Origin of the sequence: Flagellimonas oceanensis, assembly GCF_003992595.1 — a bacterium.
Classification (GTDB): Bacteria; Bacteroidota; Bacteroidia; order Flavobacteriales; family Flavobacteriaceae; genus Flagellimonas; species Flagellimonas oceanensis.
Genome location: NZ_RZNA01000052.1, coordinates 106,309 through 129,128, shown reverse-complemented (window position 1 = coordinate 129,128; position 22,820 = coordinate 106,309). Strand labels below are relative to the sequence as shown.

General features: G+C 40.3%; 29 protein-coding genes. 12 read left to right on the top strand and 17 right to left on the bottom strand.

Annotated features, from left to right (window positions below; translation table 11 throughout):
* Positions 1–17: 17 nt before the first annotated feature.
* From EO132_RS17845 to EO132_RS17810, 8 genes are all read left to right on the top strand, one after another.
* On the top strand, positions 18–1,268 hold the full coding sequence (locus tag EO132_RS17845; RefSeq protein WP_127139162.1) for a nitrous oxide reductase family maturation protein NosD: 1,251 nt from the start codon (positions 18–20) through the stop codon (positions 1,266–1,268).
* Positions 1,265–1,975 (top strand): ABC transporter ATP-binding protein, encoded by a 711-nt coding sequence (locus EO132_RS17840; protein WP_127139161.1) that lies wholly within the window; start codon positions 1,265–1,267, stop codon positions 1,973–1,975. Before EO132_RS17845 ends, EO132_RS17840 begins: the two co-directional genes overlap by 4 nt.
* The gene (locus tag EO132_RS17835; protein WP_127139160.1) at positions 1,968–2,750 is read left to right on the top strand and encodes an ABC transporter permease; all 783 of its coding nucleotides are present in this window, start codon (positions 1,968–1,970) and stop codon (positions 2,748–2,750) included. Before EO132_RS17840 ends, EO132_RS17835 begins: the two co-directional genes overlap by 8 nt.
* Positions 2,751–2,783: 33 nt before the next feature.
* On the top strand, positions 2,784–3,986 hold the full coding sequence (locus EO132_RS17830; RefSeq protein ID WP_127139159.1) for a hypothetical protein: 1,203 nt from the start codon (positions 2,784–2,786) through the stop codon (positions 3,984–3,986).
* Between the two features lie 141 nt (positions 3,987–4,127).
* Positions 4,128–4,562: an RrF2 family transcriptional regulator gene (locus EO132_RS17825; protein ID WP_127139375.1), complete on the top strand. Its 435-nt coding sequence runs from the start codon at positions 4,128–4,130 to the stop codon at positions 4,560–4,562.
* A gap of 79 nt (positions 4,563–4,641) precedes the next feature.
* The gene (gene ric / locus EO132_RS17820) at positions 4,642–5,394 is read left to right on the top strand and encodes an iron-sulfur cluster repair di-iron protein (RefSeq protein ID WP_127139158.1); all 753 of its coding nucleotides are present in this window, start codon (positions 4,642–4,644) and stop codon (positions 5,392–5,394) included.
* Positions 5,363–5,686, top strand: coding sequence for a hypothetical protein (locus EO132_RS17815; RefSeq protein ID WP_127139157.1), 324 nt, complete (start codon positions 5,363–5,365; stop codon positions 5,684–5,686). Before ric ends, EO132_RS17815 begins: the two co-directional genes overlap by 32 nt.
* Before the next feature lie 44 nt (positions 5,687–5,730).
* Positions 5,731–6,105: a group III truncated hemoglobin gene (locus tag EO132_RS17810; protein WP_127139156.1), complete on the top strand. Its 375-nt coding sequence runs from the start codon at positions 5,731–5,733 to the stop codon at positions 6,103–6,105.
* Between the two features lie 368 nt (positions 6,106–6,473).
* Here EO132_RS17810 and EO132_RS17805 read toward each other — a convergent pair whose 3' ends face one another.
* The 10 genes from EO132_RS17805 to EO132_RS17760 form a co-directional block, all read right to left on the bottom strand.
* Positions 6,474–6,767 (bottom strand): type II toxin-antitoxin system RelE/ParE family toxin, encoded by a 294-nt coding sequence (locus tag EO132_RS17805; RefSeq protein WP_127139155.1) that lies wholly within the window; start codon positions 6,765–6,767, stop codon positions 6,474–6,476.
* Complete coding sequence (locus tag EO132_RS17800) at positions 6,754–6,996, bottom strand: type II toxin-antitoxin system ParD family antitoxin (protein WP_127139154.1); 243 nt, start codon at positions 6,994–6,996, stop codon at positions 6,754–6,756. Before EO132_RS17800 ends, EO132_RS17805 begins: the two co-directional genes overlap by 14 nt.
* A 127-nt stretch (positions 6,997–7,123) precedes the next feature.
* Entirely contained in the window at positions 7,124–8,107 is a 984-nt protein-coding gene (gene rhuM, locus EO132_RS17795; protein ID WP_127139153.1) for a virulence RhuM family protein/type II toxin-antitoxin system death-on-curing family toxin, read from the bottom strand.
* A gap of 119 nt (positions 8,108–8,226) precedes the next feature.
* A complete protein-coding gene (locus EO132_RS17790; protein ID WP_127139152.1) occupies positions 8,227–8,808 on the bottom strand; it encodes a hypothetical protein in 582 nt (193 codons plus the stop codon).
* 324 nt (positions 8,809–9,132) lie between these two features.
* On the bottom strand, positions 9,133–9,684 hold the full coding sequence (locus EO132_RS17785; protein WP_127139151.1) for a hypothetical protein: 552 nt from the start codon (positions 9,682–9,684) through the stop codon (positions 9,133–9,135).
* A 48-nt stretch (positions 9,685–9,732) separates the two neighbouring features.
* Positions 9,733–9,927 carry a hypothetical protein gene (locus EO132_RS17780; RefSeq protein WP_127139150.1) on the bottom strand — a complete coding sequence of 65 codons (195 nt, stop codon included), beginning with the start codon at positions 9,925–9,927 and terminating at the stop codon, positions 9,733–9,735.
* A 26-nt stretch (positions 9,928–9,953) separates the two neighbouring features.
* Positions 9,954–10,358, bottom strand: a complete 405-nt coding sequence (locus tag EO132_RS17775; protein ID WP_127139149.1) for a hypothetical protein — start codon at positions 10,356–10,358, stop codon at positions 9,954–9,956.
* Between the two features lie 65 nt (positions 10,359–10,423).
* The gene (locus EO132_RS17770) at positions 10,424–11,188 is read right to left on the bottom strand and encodes a hypothetical protein (RefSeq protein WP_127139148.1); all 765 of its coding nucleotides are present in this window, start codon (positions 11,186–11,188) and stop codon (positions 10,424–10,426) included.
* A gap of 92 nt (positions 11,189–11,280) precedes the next feature.
* Positions 11,281–12,075: a recombinase family protein gene (locus EO132_RS17765; RefSeq protein ID WP_205780383.1), complete on the bottom strand. Its 795-nt coding sequence runs from the start codon at positions 12,073–12,075 to the stop codon at positions 11,281–11,283.
* A gap of 280 nt (positions 12,076–12,355) precedes the next feature.
* Positions 12,356–13,171, bottom strand: a complete 816-nt coding sequence (locus EO132_RS17760; RefSeq protein WP_127139147.1) for a helix-turn-helix domain-containing protein — start codon at positions 13,169–13,171, stop codon at positions 12,356–12,358.
* A 239-nt stretch (positions 13,172–13,410) separates the two neighbouring features.
* Between EO132_RS17760 and EO132_RS17755 the strand changes: the two genes are divergently transcribed.
* The 4 genes from EO132_RS17755 to EO132_RS17740 are packed head-to-tail and all read left to right on the top strand — an operon-like array spanning position 13,411 to position 17,509.
* Positions 13,411–15,099, top strand: coding sequence for a GMC oxidoreductase (locus tag EO132_RS17755; protein ID WP_127139146.1), 1,689 nt, complete (start codon positions 13,411–13,413; stop codon positions 15,097–15,099).
* Positions 15,100–15,111: 12 nt separating this feature from the next.
* Complete coding sequence (locus EO132_RS17750) at positions 15,112–16,194, top strand: Gfo/Idh/MocA family protein (protein WP_127139145.1); 1,083 nt, start codon at positions 15,112–15,114, stop codon at positions 16,192–16,194.
* Between the two features lie 35 nt (positions 16,195–16,229).
* Positions 16,230–16,784, top strand: a complete 555-nt coding sequence (locus EO132_RS17745; protein WP_127139144.1) for a gluconate 2-dehydrogenase subunit 3 family protein — start codon at positions 16,230–16,232, stop codon at positions 16,782–16,784.
* Complete coding sequence (locus tag EO132_RS17740; RefSeq protein WP_127139143.1) at positions 16,781–17,509, top strand: galactosamine-6-phosphate isomerase; 729 nt, start codon at positions 16,781–16,783, stop codon at positions 17,507–17,509. The genes EO132_RS17745 and EO132_RS17740 overlap by 4 nt, the downstream gene beginning before the upstream one ends.
* A gap of 13 nt (positions 17,510–17,522) precedes the next feature.
* Here the strand turns inward: EO132_RS17740 and EO132_RS17735 are convergent, their stop codons facing one another.
* The 7 genes from EO132_RS17735 to tpiA all read right to left on the bottom strand — a co-directional run bounded on the left by EO132_RS17735 (position 17,523) and on the right by tpiA (position 22,811).
* The gene (locus tag EO132_RS17735) at positions 17,523–17,825 is read right to left on the bottom strand and encodes a hypothetical protein (RefSeq protein WP_127139142.1); all 303 of its coding nucleotides are present in this window, start codon (positions 17,823–17,825) and stop codon (positions 17,523–17,525) included.
* 45 nt (positions 17,826–17,870) lie between these two features.
* On the bottom strand, positions 17,871–18,311 hold the full coding sequence (locus EO132_RS17730; RefSeq protein ID WP_127139141.1) for a DsrE family protein: 441 nt from the start codon (positions 18,309–18,311) through the stop codon (positions 17,871–17,873).
* An 83-nt stretch (positions 18,312–18,394) separates the two neighbouring features.
* Entirely contained in the window at positions 18,395–19,951 is a 1,557-nt protein-coding gene (locus EO132_RS17725; RefSeq protein ID WP_127139140.1) for an N-acyl-D-amino-acid deacylase family protein, read from the bottom strand.
* A gap of 228 nt (positions 19,952–20,179) precedes the next feature.
* A complete protein-coding gene (locus EO132_RS17720) occupies positions 20,180–20,785 on the bottom strand; it encodes a hypothetical protein (RefSeq protein WP_127139139.1) in 606 nt (201 codons plus the stop codon).
* A 139-nt stretch (positions 20,786–20,924) separates the two neighbouring features.
* Positions 20,925–21,200 (bottom strand): ATP-dependent Clp protease adaptor ClpS, encoded by a 276-nt coding sequence (locus tag EO132_RS17715; protein WP_127139138.1) that lies wholly within the window; start codon positions 21,198–21,200, stop codon positions 20,925–20,927.
* A gap of 24 nt (positions 21,201–21,224) precedes the next feature.
* On the bottom strand, positions 21,225–22,058 hold the full coding sequence (prmA, locus tag EO132_RS17710) for a 50S ribosomal protein L11 methyltransferase (RefSeq protein ID WP_127139137.1): 834 nt from the start codon (positions 22,056–22,058) through the stop codon (positions 21,225–21,227).
* Between the two features lie 3 nt (positions 22,059–22,061).
* The gene (tpiA, locus tag EO132_RS17705; protein ID WP_127139136.1) at positions 22,062–22,811 is read right to left on the bottom strand and encodes a triose-phosphate isomerase; all 750 of its coding nucleotides are present in this window, start codon (positions 22,809–22,811) and stop codon (positions 22,062–22,064) included.
* Between the last annotated feature and the right edge of the window lie 9 nt (positions 22,812–22,820).

Genomic DNA, 22,820 nt, shown 5'->3' with positions numbered 1-22,820 from the left:
TAAATAGTAATCACTATATGCCAACCTCCCATCCACATTACAAATTTATCCTAGCCCTGCCGCTTCTGCTGTGGACGTCTTTGGTTTGGGCGAAAACATGGAATGTCTGTGACGACTGCGAGCACAACTCCATTAAGGAGACCATTTCCCTAGCCCAGCCCTATGACACCCTATTGGTACAAAAGGGCACGTATCGGGAATTTGAAATATTGGTGGATAAACCCTTAGTTATAAGAGGAGTCGGTTATCCTATTGTGGATGGTGAAAAAAAAGGGGAGATTTTCAGGGTTACATCGGACCATGTCACTTTAGATGGACTTTTCATCATCAATGTAGGGGTCAGTTATACCAAGGACAATGCTGCGATACGTGTGGTACAGAGCAAGAATTTCCTTATTCAGAACATGGTGTTGGAGCAATTGTTCTTTGGAATCTATTTGGAGAAATCATCCCATGGCAAAGTCTACCACAACAGGATCATAGGGGAAGCTGTCGACGAATACAACTCGGGCAATGGGATACAGCTTTGGTATTCTTCAGGGATAGAAGTGCTAAAAAACCATGTACAGGGTACCCGGGACGGCATCTACCTCGAATTTTCCGATGAGATCACCATTGCTGAAAATGTGAGCATGGAGAATCTTCGCTATGGCCTCCATTTCATGTTCTCCAACAATGATGTCTATACCAACAATACTTTTGAAAATAATGGCGCTGGTGTCGCCGTGATGTTCTCCAAATTCATCACAATGAGAAACAACACCTTTCGGAAGAATTGGGGCACGGCTGCCTATGGTATGTTATTGAAAGAGATCAACGATGCGGAAATCAGTGGAAACATTTTTGAGGAGAACACCATCGGTATCAACATAGAAGGGTCGAACCGAATCAAGTACAACGACAACGATTTTATTGGCAATGGTTGGGCCATACGTGTAATCGGAGCATGTTATACCAATATTTTCAAAGGCAATAATTTCTTGTACAATTCCTTTGACATCTCCTACAACAGCAAACTCAACGATAATGTCTTTGAGGGTAATTTCTGGAGCAGTTATACGGGATACGATTTGGACAAGGATGGCATTGGGGATGTTCCCTATCGTCCAGTAAAACTATTTTCCTATGTTGTGAACCGAACTCCAGAGACCATTGTGCTATTACGGAGTCTTTTTATGGACATTATTGATTTCTCGGAAAGGGTCTCCCCGGTTTTTACGCCCGATAATTTAAAAGATGCCCAACCTTTAATGAAAGTACGATCATGACCATTGAAATAAACAAGCTTCACAAGCAATTTGGCAAGAACCAGGTTTTGAAAGGGGTTGACCTAAGCATTGACAAGGGTAACATTTATGCCATTCTCGGGCCAAATGGTTCCGGAAAAACCACTTTGATCAAGAGTATCTTGGGCATGGTGATTCCAAATAAAGGACAGATCTCGGTTTTGGGAGAACCGATAAAAAAAGGATGGAAATACCGCAAAAAAATCGATTACCTCCCGCAAATTGCCAATTTCCCACCCAATATCAAGGTCAAGGAACTGATCGGTATGATCAAAGATCTCAGAAACAGCCCTAGTGAAGAAGCTGAGCTCATCGACCTCTTTGGACTGGAACCGTTTTTGAACAAAAAACTGGCCACCCTATCCGGGGGCACCAAGCAAAAAGTGAATATCGTTCTGACCTTTATGTTTGATAGTCCACTGATTATTTTGGATGAACCTACCACAGGTTTGGACCCCAAGGCATTGATTCATTTAAAGGAATTGATCCAAAAAGAAAAGGCCAATGGAAAAACCATTTTGATCACTTCGCACATCATGCAGTTTGTGGAAGAAGTGGCCGATGAAATCGTATACCTGTTGGAAGGGGAAATTTATTTCAAAGGGTGTATCGGAAAACTTATGGAACAGACTGAACAAACCAATTTTGAACACGCCATTGCGGCCATAACAACAGCTAGCCATGCTTAAAATATTGAAGTACAGTTTTTACGATCTTATACGAAGCCGTTGGAGCTATGTTTACTTTTTGTTCTACCTCGCCCTGGGTTTTGTATTGTTGTTCCTGAACAACGATGTATCCAAGGCCGTGATTACCCTAATGAACGTGATCATTGTCCTGATTCCCTTGATAGGAACCATATTCGGAGTGATGTACTATTACAACTCCCGGGAATTTACCGAGCTCCTGTTGGCACAGCCCATAAAACGCAGTTCCATCTTTTTGGGACAGTATTTTGGCGTGGCCGGTTCACTGACCCTGAGCTTGGTATTGGGGTTGGGAATCCCATTTGTACTGTATGGGCTTTTACGGAGCAATGCCATTTTTGATTTTTCCCTATTACTGGTCACCGGGGCATTTTTGACCTTCATTTTTGTAGGGCTGTCCTTTGTGATCGCCATATCCAACGAAAACAAGATAAAGGGCTTTGGCTATGCAGTCTTGCTCTGGCTTTTCTTGGCCGTGGTCTACGATGGATTGTTCTTGATGTCGCTCATCGTTTTCGAAGAATACCCTTTGGACACATTCTCCTTGGTGGCCACTATTCTCAACCCCATTGATCTTTCCAGGATATTGATACTGCTCAAATTGGATATTTCTGCCCTACTGGGGTACACAGGGGCCATTTTCAAACAGTTCTTTGGCACCAATCTAGGTTTCTTGATTTCACTGGCCATACTTTTATTGTGGACCATACTGCCTTTATTGGGGTTACGGTACAAAGCTGGAAAAAAAGATTTTTAATCCTGATAGGTGTATGTTTTCAAATCATTTAACGTGAAGGGTCAATCATATCAATCGCATCTCCAGATGGCCATGATATATTTTCTCGTGGCAGCCATACTTGGCTTATTGCTACGCTTCTACCCTATGCTCGGCTTCAGTTTCAATTATAGGTTTGTTGTCCACGGCCATTCACACATAGCTTTATTGGGATGGGTGTATGTTGCTTTGACCACTTTGCTACATTTTTGCTTTTTGGAAAAAAAGAAATCCAGCAGGACGTACAAACGTATTTTTTGGTGTACCCAAGCCACATTGATCGGGATGCTGCTGACCTTCCCATTTCAAGGGTATGCACTCCTTTCCATTGTTTTTTCCACATTGTTCCTGATCGTATCCTATGTGTACGCATATCATTTCTGGAAAAACATCGACCCAAAATACGAACAGAGCAAGGGGCTAAAATGTGCCAAAGCAGCCCTAATTTATATGATGATTTCCAGTTTGGGGCCTTGGGCTTTGGGTGCCATCATGAACAGCTTAGGCCCTCAATCCATTTGGTATCGACTGGCCATATATTTTTATTTGCATTTTCAGTACAATGGGTGGATGATTCTTGCGGTAGTGGGGATATTCCTTTTTGTTTGCGAGCAACATGGGTTGGAAATACCCAAAAAACCCTTCACCCACTTTTTTTTGAACTTCAACTTGGGCATTGTATTTACCTTTTTCTTATCCACTCTTTGGACAAAGCCCTCTTTTGGGTTCTATACCCTTGCCGGGTTGGGTGCGGTGGCTCAACTCTATGCATTTGCATGCTTGTGGGGAATGATCAAGAATCTGTTCCATGGACTACCCCTGACAAAACTGCAAACCCTGCTCATTAAATTAGTGGTGGCGATGGGTTTGATTAAAATGGTGCTTCAATTACTGACCGTACTCCCCTATTTTTCAACTATGGCGGCTACGTATCTTGACTTTACAATCGGGTATTTGCACTTGACTTTTTTAGGTGTCATCAGCATGGCTTTATTCTTTTTCATGGATTATTTTGAGTTGCTTCGAATATCAACAAAATCCTTTTCGTGGTATTTCCTCGGTTTTATCCTTACCGAAACACTGATATTCTACAAGGGTATTGCTGCTTGGCAGGGATGGGTCATATTCGACGGACAAGCGACGCTTTTGTCCTGGACTAGCGTCCTGATTGCTATCAGCATTGCCATGATGCTCATAAAAAACCGTTCTAAAACCTAAGATAAATTGTTAATCTGTGTTGGATTACCCCCCAATAAAGTATATTTGATTACCAAGTGAATTTTGATTTAAATAAATAAAAGACAATTTTGTCCGATTTATTTTTAATGTTATCTTTGTACCTATATAAGTTTCCTTATGATGTTTTCAAAAGCCTGTGAATATGGCATACGCGCTGCGGTATATATTACACTCCAATCTTTGGAAGGAAGACGTGTCAGCGTAAATGAGATCGCCGAGGAAATAGATTCACCCATTGCTTTTACTGCCAAAACCCTACAACTACTTACTAGGAACGATATCATAAAATCGGTAAAAGGGCCTACCGGTGGCTTTGAAATTGATCGAGAGGAAATGAACAATGTAAAATTGAATATGATCGTCAAGGCTATCGATGGGGATAAGATCTTTAAGGGTTGTGGTCTGGGACTCAAAGAGTGTAATGCAAACAAGCCTTGTCCCCTACACGATAAATTCGTTGACATTAGAACCAATTTAAGTAAAATGTTGGGAAGCACAAGCTTATATGAGCTGGCCATGGGATTGGAGGTTGGTTTGACCTTTTTGAAACGTTAAAAAATTTTGATTTTATTTCGGACAATTTTGTCCGATTAATATGAATAAACTGATTGTATAGCATAAAAAATATTGAAACATGGAAAAAACTATTGGACAAATGGTGGCGGAAGACTACCGTGCCGCACAAATCTTTAAAAACCATAAAATTGATTTCTGCTGTAAAGGCAACCGTACCCTCAAAGAAATTGCAGAGAAAAAAGGTTTGGATCTAAAAGGCTTGATGCAAGAACTCGATATTGTTCAGGAGCAAGACCAAGGTGATCAACCTGACTTTAAAACATGGCCTTTGGACCTACTTATCGATTATATCGAGAAAAAACACCATCGCTATGTGGAACGGCAAATCCCGATTATAAAACAATACCTGACCAAGCTCTGCAAAGTGCATGGCGGGCAACATCCAGAACTACATCAAGTTTCAGAACATTTTCACACCTCGGCTGGGGAATTGGCCATGCACATGAAAAAAGAAGAGTTGGTCCTCTTTCCTTGGGTACGTAAAATGGTCAATGGCCCTTCTAAAGGTTCCTCTAAGGAGCAACCTTATTTTGGAACCGTGAAAAACCCTATCAAAATGATGATGGAGGAGCATGACAATGAAGGAGAACGATTCCGAAAAATAGCTCATTTGAGCAATGACTACACGCCCCCTGCCGATGCTTGCAACACCTACCGGGTCACCTTTTCGCTCCTTCAGGAATTTGAGGAAGACCTCCATCGACACATCCATTTGGAAAACAACATCTTGTTCCCAAAAGCGGAAACATTGGAAAGTAAATTATCTAACAAACATTCCTATGGCTACCAATGGAGTCAATCGAAGCAATAATAGGGTAACGAACTTGCACAATCAGCTTTTCTTGGAGTTCAAAAAAGGCCAGATGGGGTATTCGACCATAGCGATCATTGGTCAAAGCTGTCTTGGTTCAGCTGCTGCCATGATGCTTTTAATGGGGGATATGGATATGCTGCTCAAAATGATATTATTGTTTTTTGTGACGATTTTCTGTATGGCGTTCAACGGTGCTGTGCTGGCACAGTTAAAGCCCTTGATTACTTTTAACCTGTTAATCCTTTCTACGCTCTTCAGTCTTATTGTTATAGTTATTAATCTTATATGATTTATCCAATTCACAACTTGGACATTCATTAAATACACAAGAATATGCCACGGAGAACCAAAATTGAAAGTTTGGAAGACATCAAAATATTGGTGGATACCTTTTACGATCGGGTAAGGGAGGATGAGCTGCTCTCCCCTATTTTTAATGGTGTTATTAAAGATAATTGGCCTGTACATTTAGAAAAGATGTACAGGTTTTGGCAAACGATTCTATTAGAGGAGCACACCTATTCTGGAAGTCCATTTGCACCCCATGTGAAACTTCCAGTTAAGGGTGAACATTTTGAACGTTGGAAACAATTGTTTTTTGAGACCGTTGATGAAAACTTCCTAGGGGAAAAAGCCAAGGAAGCCAAGCTAAGGGCAGAGAAAATGGCTGAAATGTTCCAAATTAAAATTACTTATTTACAAAAATAAAAAAGTATTTCAATTCCCTTTTCTATTATTATTTCTTGCTTATACCCCTGTTTATAAACAAGGGCAACTCTCATTAAACTTCAAGATTTTTATAGCATTTGTTATCTATACGCTATGAAGTTTCTCTGTGTACTCCTGTCTTTACTCACGATATTCCTATCGCCATATCCTTGTTGTCAGGAAACTGGTAACTGCATTGAGACTTTATCAATAAGGGACAGCTTACACAGTAGTAGTGCCCAAAATCAAATAATGATAAAGTCCATAAGTCAGAAAAAAAATAGCTATTACTACAAGGCTTGCAGTTAATCGATCAAAATTCTTTCTAATCTTCCCCAGTCTCTTATCGCTCATCGTTTATTTGAACTTTAAAGATGTTCAATAAAATTCATGCGTTTGCCCAACACCCGAACAATAAAAATTTCGTTGGCACTATCAAATTGGTAGAAAATGACATGAGCTTTATAACTGTAGTATTTTAAAGGACCGGAAATGGCCGATGCGTCTTTGGCCAATTCTGGGCGTTCGGCGAGTTCCTCTAAAAAATTTTCCAAATTCAATAAATACTTGGAGGCCTGTTGAGGACCAAAAAACTTTATACCATATTTGTAAATGCCTACTAAGTCATATTGGGCCCTAGTAGATAAATTATAATTCCCCATTATCAACTTTTGTGATAATGTCACTTATTTTGAGACTACTTCTGCCACTTTGCAATCCATCATCAATTGCGGCCTTAAGTTCCGCGAGTTTCATGTTCTCTTCCTGGTCCTTTCTTACCAAATCCCTTATATATTCACTATCATTGGTAAAGTCACCTGATTGAACCCTAAGCTTTATCCAACCGTCTTGTTGATTTGTAAAAGTGATTGACTTTCTAACCGTTTCCATAAATTTATGTTTGTGATGCAATATAATACTTTTTCGCACCACTTGTGATGTGTATGGCTCTTTTTAAAAAATTTAAAGTGAGTATATACGCCTCGCTAATAGGTTAGTCAGCTATCGTTTATTTGAACTATTGATTGCTTCTATTTAAAACACTGATCACCAAACGCTTTACTGTTTCCATTTCCTCAGGTTTGCTTGATGCTATAAATAAGGTTAAGCTAGCTAGTGTTTCGTTATTGATTATTGGTTGTTGTTTACTATTAAAAAGCATATTGTTATGTTGCAAGAATTTTAGAAAACATGCTGCCGCAATTCGTTTATTACCATCTACAAATGAATGGTTTTTCACAATCAAGTATAAAAGCATTGCAGCCTTTTCTTCTAATGTCGGATAAAAATCCGTTTCGCCAAAACCCTTTGCGACTTGGCTTAGAGAGCTTTGAAAACTGTTGTCCTTTTCCTTTCCAAATACAGCACTGTCAAATTCAGATTTCATTTGATCCACTACCTCAAAATAAGCCTCTATAGTCGGATAGGTTGCCGCTCTTGCAGTTAATCCTTTGGCATCTAATTGCTCATGGTCGTAATCGTCTAATAAACTTAAACCTTTAGCATAAACTTTAAGCCATTCATTATCTTCTACTTTTTCTTCAATGGCCCTGCTTAATATTTGTATGCCTCCTTTTAAAAGTTGTACTTCTTGCTCCTTTTGGGCCAAACGTTTTTCATTTACAGCGTACCCTTGTATAAGATATTCCTTTAGAATATTGGAAGCCCATATTCTAAATTGTGTCCCTCTTTGAGATTTTACCCTATAACCTACAGAAATTATAACATCTAGATTGTACAAGTTAACGTTGGAGGTTTGTGTTTTCCCTGCAATGGCACCGTGTTGAGTGGTTGTCCGGGATTTCCGGACAACCAGTTTTTCATCCAGTTCACCTTCTTTAAAAATATTTCGTATGTGCTCTGAAATCGTACGCTTGTTTTTTTCAAATAGTTGACCCATTTGCGCTTGGGTTAACCAAACAGTATCTTGTTCAAATTGAACATTAATTTGAGTGGAACCGTCATTGGCCTGATAAATCTCTATTTGCTTATCCGTATTCATATAGTTATAAACTGAAACCTTCTGTTTGAGATAATTTTTGTTTAATCACTTTCAGTCGTTAGTTATCGTTTATTTGAACTTTAATATAACACACTCCTAAAGTATGGCGTAGTTTTTAATCATTCAATTTCCTCTATTGGTATTGATGGTGGACTAAACTCAAAAAACGCCACGTTCAGGTCCGATTTTGTTTTTAAATTATCATATGCATTAGTCAAATTAGTTAAAAATTCTTCGATTCCCACAACTTTTCCAGTTCGTTCCGATTCAATAATAACCAAGTAATTTTCAATCTCTTTGGTTTTAGAGGAAGTTCTGTAGTACGAAAAATCATCTATAAGTTTTGTTTCTAATGAATCAGCTGAAATTTCAATTAGTGTTAAATGTTCATAGGGTTTTCCATCATTCCAAAAAGTAACATAGTGCTTTTCATTTGGGTCGAAAATAATCGGTTCACAATACTCAATAGGGTAGACATTTTTAACTAGGTCTTTTTGTTCGAGAACTATTTTGACAATACTATCATTACAAGTTACCTGTCTGATTTCATCTATAAGTTCTCCGTAATTATTAAAGTCCGATATAATTATTGGGACAGCTAAACTTTTATCAGATGCTTTAGATGTTCCATAATCTTTAATTTGGGTCTTTTGCTTTTTACAACTGACCAAAAGCAGAAAAATAATTATGTATTTGAACACCTTCAATTGGAATCGTTTATTTGAACTTTGCTATTCATGATACCATGAATATATTGTTTCAGAAATATTTCTACTTTGAGATTCAGTCACATCTAATCCATAGGTGCTAATTAATTCACTTGAAATAATTCTATGAACCTTAGCCAAATCACAATCATTTTGTAATTGTCTAAGGAGGTGCTCACTAAGCCTTAAGAATGAATCACTTTTCCCAGACGGCATAACATTGGTTTGATAGATAATTTTACTGAGCTTTAGGATGTTATGGTCGTCCAAGTACTTCATCGTTTATTTGAACTTTGTTTTGACTTGGTTCTCAGTCATTCAATGGTTTTTACTCTTTTGAATTGGGGTCATTGGTACTTCTTCGCCTAGTATGTTTCGACTATCCAATATTATTTCTGGAATAATTTTTTCTTCATCACTCCTTAAGTCAGGACATTTTTCAAGCGCTGCTCTTTTTTCAAATTCCGAGTGAACTTTACTCTTCCAATACTCCAGATTTTCCCAATCTACGGGTTCAAAGTCATATTCTACTCTGTTTAATTGTAGAGGTTCTGATTCAAAGACACTTTTTAAAATCATCTTTTTTTTTGATTCTACTAAGATGATTAAGGTGTCCTTAGGCATTGGTAAATTTATTTCCCCTTTTATGGTTGAAATAACCAAACTGCCATCCTTAATCTCATTTTGAAAGAGGAAAAACTTTTTGGGTTTTGTTGACATAATTAACAAGAAGTCCCTTGTGATAATCCATTCCTCATAATTCCCATCCCTAGTACAATAATTCCAAGTGCCTAATGCTTCTTGGGATTGGGAAGTCTCTTGGCAACCTACAAGTAATATCAAAATGATAAACGCCGAATATTTACTCAAACTCGTGCCATTTTATGTTATTTAATCGTTTATTTAAACTTTATTCGGTTAGGACAAAATTCCATTTATATCATTTATTCCAAAACCCAGTTTTTCTAGGATATACTTGGCTTTATTCTTATCATTAACTTTACAAAAGTCAAACTCTTCCAAAAGCCCACTCAGAACCAATCTTTCATTACCCGTTGTTCCAATAAGACTAGGGGAGTTTTTGATTTTTTTATCTATTTCGTCTAGAGTCATTGTAATCGTTTATTTGAACTTTAATTTTATTGTGCCAATCTATTCGTGTTTGGAAGTCTAAAAATCCAAACACCAAGTACTATGATTAGTGAATAAATTAATGGCCAAACTGTTTGATCTGTCCATCTCGTTATAAATCCTTCATCAACAATATAAAAAGTAATCCAAACGGATAAAAAGGAATAGATTGAAAGTATCAACTTCCTTTTCCATATTGGTATAGAGGATTTTAAACTTCTCTGTAATAATCCAAAAACAACCATTGCAGGAATTGAAAACAAGGAACCAACCAAGAACATTAAAATAAAAAACTCATAAGATTCAAATATCTCGGAAAGGCTCGAATTATTAATTATAATTCCTAAAACAATTGCCAACACCAGTGGAGAGGTTATAATTGTTAGAATCCATATTTGAGCAATGTATTTCACCAATAATTGGAATCGTTTATTTGAACTTTAATTACATTTCCTTTGTGTGCCCAAAAGAGGTCTTTTCATTCTATCCTTTTAACAACATTGTCTAGATAGTCAACAACAAGATTTACTATTATTTTTTTGTCTGGAAACTCCTTCTGCATATCCTTCTGAAGTTGATTAAAAGGTTTAAGGGCATAGTTATCATTTTCAATTCCATCTATTACCGATAAATACAGTATATAATTTCCATTTTCTTCTTTTGCGTACACGTATTTGGTAACAGCATTATCGAAATACGTAGTTTTTCTAAATCCTTCGGCAATATTATCTATCTCACTAGTTGAAATATTTTTACTATCAAATGCAATTTCATGTTGCATAGTACCATAAGTTCTAGTCTCAGTTGAAAAATCTGTAACTGGATCTGCAAAATATGCATATCCAATAATGGGAAGAGTCGTGACAATTAGTCCAATAAAAGAAATGCCTATAATTCTCCACCAGCTATGGGTTTTACCGCCTGAGTCCAGATGTTCTTTTAATTTATCTCCTTGAAAATGAATTACCAAAAAATATGCTAGGCCAGTATAAATTAGAGGTATCAGTTGATTTGGCACCTTTACGTTTTCAGGTATTGAGAAGGAAATTATGAAAACAATGATGGTAGTTAATATTGCATAAACCCATGACTTCTTAACTTTATCAAATTCCTTAAAAACTTTAAAGTTTTCGGCAAGGAAATAACCTGCCACCAATGGTCCTCCAATGAAAGTGCCTACCCAAAAAGCTTTGTCTTTGAAAATTTTTTCTTGAGGTGTTTGGTTAGTTTTTTGTGGTTCCATTTAAGTTTAGTTAGTTGTAATGAACAGCTTTTAAATGTAGGAAAATTCTAATAAACAAGAATTGAGTATTCGGTGAAAGGGGAGTAAAACAGTCAATTGGGTTTGATTTTCTTCTTGTGCTTTTTGCAATAAGTTTTGTCCAATGCTTGTTTCTTGTCCCAAAATAGATTTCCACATTCAATACACTTTCTTCTGCCTTGATACGCCAAATATTTATAGAGGGTCTTTTTAGAACCAACATCAATGAGTTTCATGATTTCTTCAATGCTCAGTTTGTTGTCCCTATAGTATCGTTCTGCCAACATAGCTTTGTTCAATGCCTGTTTACTGAGACCAGGCTTCCGACCAATTTTCAAGCCACGTCTTCTTGAGCTTTCCATTCCTGCCCGTGTACGTTCAATAATAATATCACGTTCCAATTGGGCAACCGATGCGAATAGGTTGAAGATAAACCTGCCGTGTGGGGAAGTGGTATCAATGAAACTTTCCTGAATGCTTTTGAAGTGGATTCCTTTCTTTTCAAAGTCCTCAATGAGTTTAGTGAGATGAGAAAGGCTTCTGGCGATTCGGTCCAGTTTCCAGACTACAAGAGTGTCACCTTCACGCAAAATGGATAAAAGTTCATCAAGACCCTTTCTTTCCGCTTTTGCTCCAGATGAAATATCGGCATAGATGTTCTTAGGTTTGATTCCCTCCTTAAGAAAGGCATCCACCTGTAAATCGTGTTTCTGTGATTTTGTGCTCACTCTTGCATAACCAAACTTCATCTTAGGTGTAAAAAAGGGTATATAAGGTAAACTATTTAAGTGTACCGAAAAAGTAAACTCTTTGGAATCAGTGTACTTGTTTAAGAGTGAAAGTTCAATTAAACGGTAGCTTATTTTCATGTTTCATGCCCTTATGGGTTGGAGACCTATTCATAGAACATCTTTTACTGGAAAAGTTATGAAAGAAAAATTTCAGTAAATTTATCAGGAAAGTTCAATTGACTATAAACACGGTCAAATTGCCCGTCAACAAATCGGTCAACAGATTTTGGAAGGCTCCATAACCCTTTAAATATAGGGCGTTCGGTCACAGGTTTGAATCCTGCCGCACCTGGTCACAAATAAATAGTTCAATTAAAACGCCAAGCTTTGCATCGGCGTTTTTTTGTTTCCGCTTAAATCAATATTTAGGGTTGTACAAATATTTATGCAAGTGGCTTGCGTCGGAAAATCCCCAGTTAAGTGCCACCGCCTCTTGGGTCAGGTTGGAGTTTTTTAGCTGGAAAGAGGCGCCTTTTACCCGATACTGCAACGCGAAATCGGAAAAAGTTGAACCCATCAAATCTTTGAACAAGGCTGTGAATTTTGTCACGGACATGTGGCAGGCCAAAGCTGCCTCTTTGGTCGTTATGAGTCTCTTTTCTTCAAAAATCAATCGTAAGGCTCCTTGGATGGAGGTTCTGGATTCAGAATTTGAATCTTGCAGTGGGATCTCCCACTCTTCCATAAGGGAAAGCAACAATTGAAATAAATATAGTTTGGCCCAATCCACATCATAGCTTTTGGAGAACCTTTGTTCTACTTTTTTTGCCAAACCCTTTATTTCACTCATCAAATTTGCCGCGGTCCTTGGCCTATCTTTCGGTGGTAACATGAATGCAGAGGTCATGTCCCTATCAAAAAAACGTGTGGTTGCCAAATACCTTGGGTCCACAACAAATACAGCCACCTCACAAGGAGCCTCAAGTACTTCGAAACCATGTGGTTCCCACATATTGCAGAACCAAACCTCGCCAGGTTCTACTTCCATATCGCATTCGAGGTAGGAGCGCTTCATTTTACCTTCCAATACCACGCCCAGTTCGAATTCATAGTGCATGTCAAACCAACCTTCTTCCCCATCTTCATGCTTGTTCAATATGATTTGGATGGGCCTCTCATCGTCAAGCTCAAAATAAAAGCGTTTCAAATCATCTATCCGTGCTTCTTTTATCATATCCTATCATGATTTTACAAAAAATATGAAGTAATTTACAAAAAGACATATATAAGGTTTGATCATATTTGAAATTAAAGCCCAATCAAGGCAATTGCAATTTACTTCTGAGAATAAGTACATCACTACGGATAAAAACAGTAAACCGGAAGATTGGGGCCATTATCAAACTGATCTATTGGCAAGGTAAATCAGTTTTACAAATACTCAAACGGAGTATTTCCTAATTATGAATTTTTATGGAACATTTTGATGCCATCGTTATAGGATCGGGAATATCCGGGGGCTGGGCCGCCAAGGAACTTTGTGAACAAGGTTTAAGAACACTCGTACTGGAGAGGGGAAGGGATGTAGAGCATATCAAAGATTACCCCACCATGACTATGGATCCGTGGGATTTTGAACACCGGGGTCGAATGACCAAAAAGTTCTATGAAGAAAACCCACTGATTACCAAAGCATCTGGATTCGGAGAAGATACTGCCCATTTTTTCATAAAGGATACCGATCACCCTTATGTACAGGAGAAACCATTCGACTGGATACGAGGGTACCAAGTTGGTGGCAAATCCCTGATTTGGGGAAGGGCCTGTCAACGTTGGAGTGATTACGAGTTCAAAGCACCTGAAAAGTATAGTTACGGGATAGCGTGGCCCATTGATTACAATGATATTGCCCCGTGGTACTCGCATGTGGAGAAATTTATCGGCGTGTGTGGTAACAAGGATGGTATTGAGGCCATGCCAGATGGGGAGTTCTTGCCTCCTTTCGAACTGAACTGTGTGGAGGAGCATATGAAAAGCACGCTCGAGGAACATTTCCCTGGAAGATATTTAGCCCAGGGGAGATGGGCACATCTAAGTGAACCGGAACAAACCCATTTGGACCAAGGTAGGGGCAAATGTCTTTGTCGCAATAAGTGTATGCGAGGGTGCCCTTTTGGAGGGTATTTCAGTTCCAATGCATCCACACTGCCCTGGGCCGAAAAAACAGGTAACCTTACCATAAGACCGTTTTCGGTAGTTCATTCCATTCTTTATGATGAAGATTCCGGAAAAGCTTCCGGTGTCAAGGTCATTGATGCCAACACAAAAGAGGAGTTCATCTTCAATGCCAGAATTATTTTTGTGAATGCATCGGCACTAAATTCCAATTTGATTTTACTCAATTCAAAATCCAATCGTTTTCCTTATGGTCTTGGCAACGATCATGACTTATTGGGAAGATATATTGGTTTTCATATCTACAGAGCCCGAGCAGGTGCCAAAATCAGCGGATATGAGGACAAATATTATTATGGTTCAAGGCCTTCGGAATGTATTATAGCCAACTACCGTAATTTAAAGGAACAGGATACTGATTTTCTTGGCGGATACACCATTTTTACTGGAGCCTATCGGAACAGAGCCGAAGAAATCCCTGACGAAACACCGCAGCTCGGCGCAGACTTTAAGCATAAAATAAGTAGACCTGGGAGCTGGCAAATCTATATGTATATGCAAGGTGAGACCATCCCTAAAGCATCAAACAGAGTTTACTTGAGCCCGGATAAAACAGATAACTGGGGCATTCCCTTACTTGTCACGGATGTTGGTTACGATGAAAATGACGAAAAAATGATCAATGATTTTCTTGTGGAAAGTCGTAGCATGCTCGAGAAAATGGGGTGTACCGATATAGACACACAGGACAACAACCAAGCCCCTGGATTGGATATCCATGAAATGGGTGGCGTAAGAATGGGCAAAGACCCTGAGACCTCCCTTTTGAACGAATACAACCAGATGCACGAGTGTAAAAATGTATTTGTGACCGATGGCGCCTGTATGACCAGTACAGGCAATCAAAGTCCATCCATTCTGTATATGGCACTTACAGCACGGGCAGCCACATATGCCGCGGCACAGATTAAAAAAGGTTTATTGTAATAAATTAAGATTATGGACAAAAAAGTCGGAGTCGGACTAGTGGGTTCCCAATTCATATCAAGTATACATGCCGATGCATTGAGCAGGGTATCGGATGCGGAGATTTTAGCGGTAATGTCTCCTACAAAAGGGCATGCCGAAAAATTCGCGGAAAAGTTCAACATTCCCAATCATTATACTGATTTGGATGAAATGTTGGCAATGCCGCAAATTGACATGGTGGTCATTGGGGCACCCAACTATCTACATTGTGAAATTACTTTAAAAATAGCAAAAGCCGGTAAACATGTAGTGGTCGAAAAACCTTTGTGCATGAACTTAAAGGAAGCGGATGCAATGATCGATGCCTGCAAAGAAGCCAATGTAAAGCTCATGTATGCCGAAGAACTTTGTTTCGCCCCTAAATATGTACGTTTGAAGGCTTTATTGGACGAAGGTGCCCTTGGAGACCCCGTGCTCTTTAAACAATCGGAGAAACACGATGGCCCCCATGCCGACCACTTTTGGGATATTGAACGCTCCGGAGGTGGGGTAACCATGGACATGGGCTGCCACGCCATCCAATTCTTTAGATGGTTACATCCTGAGAAAAACATCAAATCGGTATATGCCCAAATGATGACCAGTGTGCACAAGGACAAAACCGAAGGTGAGGACAACTCCATTATTATCCTGGAATTCGAAGATGGTGTAACGGCCGTCATGGAAGAAAGCTGGACCAAACTTGGGGGCATGGACGATAAAGCCGAAATACATGGTTCAGAAGGAGTGGCCTATGCGGATATACTACAAGGCAACTCCATACAAACCTACAGTGCCAAAGGAGTGGGCTATGCTGTGGAAAAGGCGGGAAACACCATTGGATGGAGCTATACCATGTTTGAAGAGAGCTGGAACTATGGATTCCCTCAGGAATTTGAACATTTTGTGGATTGTGTCAAAAATGACAAACAGCCCTTGGTAACAGGGGAAGATGGCAAGGCCGTACTGGAAGTGATACTTGCAGCCTATGAATCAGCGGGCACTGGGAAAAAAGTGCTACTTCCTTTCAAATCGGATGTGGACAAGCCCTATAAATTATGGAAGAAAGTATAGTGGTCAGGTTCCCACTATTCCAAACAGATCAAAACATGGAAAGAAGAGATGCTTTAAAACTTACAGCCACCATTCTGGGAGGAAGTATCATAGGGTCCCAATTCTTTTTGTCGGGCTGTGTTGCCCCTCCAAAGAAAAGACCTTGGATGGTGACCGATGACGATGTTCCCTTCCTTGATGAAATAGGCGAAACCATTCTTCCGGACACGGATGAATCCCCCGGGGCAAAGGCTGCCCATATCGGGACGTTCATGAAAACAATCGTAAATGACTGTTATAGTGAGGATGAAACCTTACTTTTTATTGATGGTTTGGATAAGGTCGAAGAAAAGTCCATGGATGGGTTCGGAGAATCATTCCTTTCCCTTTCCAAAGAAAAAAAACTAAATCTACTTACCCAATTTGATGAAGAGGCCAAAAAACACAGGTCTTTGGAGGAACCACACTTTTTTACCATGCTCAAAGAGCTTACCCTCTGGGGCTATTTCACTTCTGAGGTCGGTGCGACCGAAGCACTTCGTTACAATCCCGTTCCCGGTAGGTTCGAAGGCTGCATTCCTTATAATGGGGAAAATGCGTGGATATCATGAACTACCTATTCTTTGACGACTATGGGGAAATGAGTGCCCATGCTGGCCATACCGTACTTTCTGAACTTAAGAAGAAAAGGGAACTTCGTATCTGTGCAGCCACGGGCAACTCTCCAACGGGCACGTATGATTTTTTGGCAAAACAATATTTGAACGGACCAGAGCTTTTTGAAGGACTACAGATTGTAAAATTGGATGAGTGGGGAGGGTTGGCTGACACACACCCAGGTTCTTGTGAGTACTACCTACAAAAACACCTATTGAAACCCTTGAACGTTTCCAATGACCGGTACACTGGTTTTGGAACCAACCCACAAAATGCTCGACAAGAATGCGAAAGAATCCAACAGAAGATTGAAAATGAAGGTTTGATCGACCTGTGTATCTTAGGATTGGGCAAGAATGGGCATATTGGTTTCAATGAGCCTGACCACCACTTACAGCCCTATTGCCATGTGGCCCCACTTTCAGAGACATCCCAAAACCACGGCATGGTAAAAGATTTGAACCAAAAACCATCATATGGAATGACCCTGGGGATGCAAAACATTCTCACTGCCAAAAAAATCATCCTCTTGGTTCATGGAACCGGCAAGGAAAAGGCCATTTCAATTTTGAAGGAAAAAATCATAACCCCACAATGGCCTGCCTCCTTCTTATGGCTGCACCCCGATGTCGAATGTTTAGAAGTAAAAACACCTGATTTCCCCGAACAGTTTGGATGAATGTCGGGAATCTTCATTGTGCGCAACCTAGCATTTTGAAAAATGTATCTACATTTCTTTCATACTTCCCCCAGTCTGTAAATTGACTGGGAAGGGAACACTCACTTTTTACGGTCACACTTCCCCTAACGCCAACCTCTATTTCCATTTTTTCTGTCCAAGACCAAAGACTCAATCTTGTTATGGCGCGGACTGTTCCAGTGTTTTCATCGATGCTCTTTATTTTGAACCTACATGCTTCAAGCGCATTTTTAATGTTCTCCATCAATTGTTTTCTATCCAAACCATATTTTGATGCTTCAAATTTTGCTGTCATATGGATTTACCCTCATGGTTTGAACTGAACTTAAAACGAAAAAAACTAATACGTCACGGTATTATACCCTTTAGCTTGTAGTTGGAGTATTCTCACTGTCCATGTAGCGACGGGTTCCATTCCAGGAATGAGCTGGTCCTCGGAAACACCCAATTTTTCCATGGCCACACTACATACGGTAACACGAACCTTATCATTGTACTTTTTGTATAAAGTCTCCAGTTCCGAGCCTTTCACCAGCTGCTTGACCAACATACCCTTGGTAACGATTTCATAGTCGGATACCCCTACTCCACTGGCCACGAGTTTATCATACAAGCTCAAAACACCTCTAAAATGACGCTCTTCGCTGACCCCAAAGGCATACTGAGTTGTCTCTTGTAAATCGGACACAATCGATGCATCCAGCTTGTCCTGCCCAAATATATCGGATGGGGTTAAAATGATACAGAAACCAACAAGAACTATAAGGCGGAATAGTTTCATAACTGTTTGTTTGGTATTGATACAGCAACATTGCCTGTATAAAAATACAACTATTCCAACTAGAAAAAATTAAAAGATGGTCATCACTTTTTTAGTACAATCCCATTTCTTTCGCCAGTATATTCCCCCTCGTCAATGGAAAGTTCCCCATTGATAATACTGTACTTTACACCTTGTGCCAATTGAAAGGCATCATTGTAAGTGGCGAGGTCTTTAAATGTTTCAGGATCGAAAATGATGATATCCGCAAAATAACCTTCCAATAATTTACCACGTTCAGGAATTCGGAGAATATCCGCAGTTACAGAAGAACTTTGTTTGATAAAGCCCCCTAAATCCAATATCCTGTCCCCTTTGACATACTTGTTGTATTTTCTTGGGAAGGTCCCATATTTTCTTGGGTGCCCCGAACCACCATCGGACCCTGTGACCACCCATGGTTCATCCATAAAGTTGGCAATGTCATAGGGGTTCATGTTAAAGGAAGCGATTTTAATATAGCCTTCTTCCAAAATTTTGAAGACGGTTTCTTCTGGTTTCATATTCAGGGATTCCGATATTTCCAGCAAGGTTTTACCCTCATAATCCTTTTTTGGGGATTGGACGATCAATAATGTGTTGGGACCGCCTCTTCGGGCTATATTATTCTGCGTTTGCTCAAGTATTTGATTTCTCAATCCAGCGTTTCCATATCGAATGAACAGGGAATCCTTGCCCCCACTTTCCGCCCATCGGGGAACGACAGCCGATTGCAACCCTGTTGCAGAGGCTTCGTATGGATATTGGTTAGCTGTTATATCAACACCTTTTTTCCGGGCATCTTCAATGATATCGATAATGGAGTCACTCTGCTTCCAAACCTCGACCCCTAAACATTTGATATGTGAAATATGCACGGGCAACTGCGCTCTTTGCCCGATTTCGATGGTCTCCCGAATGGCAGGTATCAATCCAATGGAATAAGTGCTTTCATCACGCATGTGGGTATCATAAACACCGTTGTTCTTGGCGACCACCTTGGCCAAGGCCACAATTTCCTCGGTATCTGAATAGCTACCAGGGGCATAAAACAGTCCTGTAGACATCCCAAAGGCCCCTGCATCCATTTCTTGCTGAACCAGTTTCTCCATTTTCTGAATCTCTTCGGCAGAGGCTTTCCGGTCACTCTTACCCATGACTTCTTTCCGCACGGTTCCATGTCCCACCAGAAGTACCACATTGGTCCCTACTCCATGGTCCCCACATTGGCTGCGGAACCCTTGCAAGGGATATGGACTACTTCCATCATTACCTACGGTAACTGTTGTGATTCCTTGAAAGAGAAAGGGCGTGTTATCGGATTTTTCAGAATCCTCCAGATCAGCGGTGGCATGGGTATGTGGGTCTATAAAACCTGGCGAGACAACAAGCCCGTTGGCATCGATCGTTTTTGGAGCGACCACCTCAACGCTATCCGCTTTACCCATATAAATGATTTTATCCCCTTTTATGGCAATGCTCAACTTTTTTGGTTCGGCATCCACCCCATTGTAAACCGTTCCGTTTTCGATCAGGATATCAGCTCCCACTTTGGGTTTGGTGCAGGATAGCATCAGTAATACTGAAGCGGTAAAACAACCGAAGGAAATGGTATGGTTCATGGTCTGATCTCTTTAAGGCGACCAATATTAAAGAAATAAACTTATATGTGGGCAAAAGTTATCGGAAACCTTGAAAAAATCGGGGATTAAGGCAAATCGATCATAAAAAGACCTTGCCCCAACACATTGCTTGCCTTTGGCCATCCAGATCCATCTTCACGAGGTTTTGATCGTTTTTGTTCCATAGAGACCCACCCTTGGTTCCCGTTGCTGGAACAAGGGCCCATGTTACTTCAGCTCCAGCGAATCCAATATGCGTTGTGCCTCTTTCAATTCCAACTGAAGCCTTTGGTTTTCCAGAATATATTGCTCCTGTAGCTGATTTATCTTGCGTTCAAATTCATCGGCAGGGACATATTCGGGCTCCAAAAGGGTTTCTTTTACAACACTGATCAAGGTGAACAAAAAGCTGATGGCAACTGCCACTATCAATCCTATCAACATCACTTTTTCCCGTTTAAGATCGGGGGTGTTGCGTTTGATCTGTTTTTTTTCCTCCTTGGTCAATTTCGGGGTGCCCGACAAATGTCCCAAAAAAGTATCCCACTTTTCCTCCTCTTTTACATAGAGATTCATAAAACCTCCCTCGTCCAGAAAACCCTGTGTACTCGGTGTAGAGGCCAGCATAAAGACATCCAGGCCATTTCCTCCCATGGCATCCAACAAATTGGAATCATAAGCTAGAATCTCCTGAACCAATTTCTGGACATATTCCAGACTGTAATTGGGTCGTAGGAACTCGTCGTAAAGGGTCTGGATCTGGAAGTAATCACTTCGATCCAAAGCATATTCCAAAAAACGGTCTTTTAGTTCAGCCTTAAAAAATTCACTCATTTCCCAGAATGGATGGTTAGTTGTTGGTTGTGGTCGTTAGGCTAAATGTAAAGAATTGGGATGGTAGGTTACTCTAGGTCAAGGTAAAGAATTCATCAAGTTTGTATTTTGAAGTATCATAGGGAAATTAACAAGCACTCTATACGATTTCGGCGCTCAAACCTGCCTGTAACAATTTGCTGCATTTTGGCTTCAAGAAAGAATACTCCCCGGTTTTCACTGTACATTTTCCTTTGTAATGGACGATCAAGGAGCATTGTTCGGCCTGTTCGGGGGTATGTTCACAAACCTTGATAAGGGTTTCAATTACGTAATCAAAAGTGTTGACATCGTCATTAAAAAGGACTATTTCATGCTCATTTGTGGTCTCTTCCTCCAGAAGAACGTCTTCCAACTCTTTTTCTCTAGTACTCATATATCAAACGGAGTTTACGTCTTTCTAATTTACATATTTTGCTGCAACCCAATTGTTCTTCTCCAGATTTTTTTCAAATTCCAAACCGTAGGCGCCACATTTTGAAGAAATTGCATCTAAATCCTCCAAATAAAAGCCACTTAAAAAAAGTGCCCCACCCCTTTTGAGGCAATCTGCGTAAACGGGAATGTCCTCCAATAGGATATTTCGGTTGATATTGGCCAAGATGATATCGAACTTTTTGTCTTTCAACAAACTACTGTCCCCTTGAAAAGCTTTGATGTCAGAACAGTCATTTCGCTCCACATTTTCTTGGGTATTCAAATAGCACCATTCATCAATATCGATGGCCTCGGTATGGCCAGCCCCCCGCTTTTTGGCCAAAATGGCCAAAACACCGGTTCCACATCCCATATCCAAGACCGATTTTTCTTGAAAATCATTGTCCAGGATATGCTGTAGCATCATATGGGTGGTTTCGTGGTGCCCAGTTCCAAAACTCATTTTCGGTTCGATGACAATATCGTAATCCACCTCAACAGCTTCGTGAAACGGAGCACGGACCATGCACCGATCATCTACAAGTATTGGATGAAAGTTCTTTTCCCACTCCGCATTCCAGTTTTGCTGTTCGATTTCCTTGCTGGTCCAACTGATTTCAAAATTTGTATTCTGTGACACAAAAAGGTCTTCCAACATACCATCCCGCCATTCAGATTTAAGAATGTAGGCCAAAAGCCCTGTTTCGTTTTCCACAAAACTTTCGAAACCCAATTCCCCCAACTCCGCAATCAGAATATCGGTTGCGGGTTGGAGCGGGTTTATTTTAAAATCGTATTCGAGATAAACCAAAGACACTGTTTAAATCGCCTTGATGATATCCGAGAAATCTTCGGCCTTCAATGAAGCACCTCCGATCAACCCTCCATCCACGTCAGGTTTAGAGAAAATTTCGGCGGCGTTGGCAGGTTTCACACTCCCTCCGTACAAAATGGAAACATCCTCGGCAATGGTCGCATTGAATCCGTCCGCAATGGTTTTTCTGATGAATGCGTGCATTTCCTGAGCTTGTTCCGGACTTGCGGTTTCGCCGGTGCCAATGGCCCAGACAGGCTCGTAGGCCAAGACGATCTTGCCCCAGGCACTCGCATCCAGGTCGAACAAGGCATTCTTCAACTGGCTTTCCACTACGGCAAAATGATTATCGGATTTTCTGTCCTCCAATTCCTCGCCAAAGCAGAAAATCACCTTTACATCCTTTTCGATGGCAGTTTTCACCTTTTTGGCCAATAACCCATCGTCCTCGCCAAAGTAGGCACGTCTTTCGGAGTGACCTAGGATGACCACATCCACACCCAAGCTAAGCAACATATCCGCTGAAATCTCACCTGTATAGGCCCCACTTTCAGCAAAGTGCATATTCTGGGCGGCCACCTGTATTTTGGAATCCTGCAATGCCTGCTTTGCCGCTTGAAGGTTGACAAAGGTCGGTGCCACAATCACATCGGCATCGGTATCGGGTAGTTTGGCGGAAAGCTCGGCCAACAATTCCTCCGTTTCCTGAAGGTTCTTGTTCATCTTCCAGTTTCCTGCTACAATCTTTGTTCTCATGTTATTTGG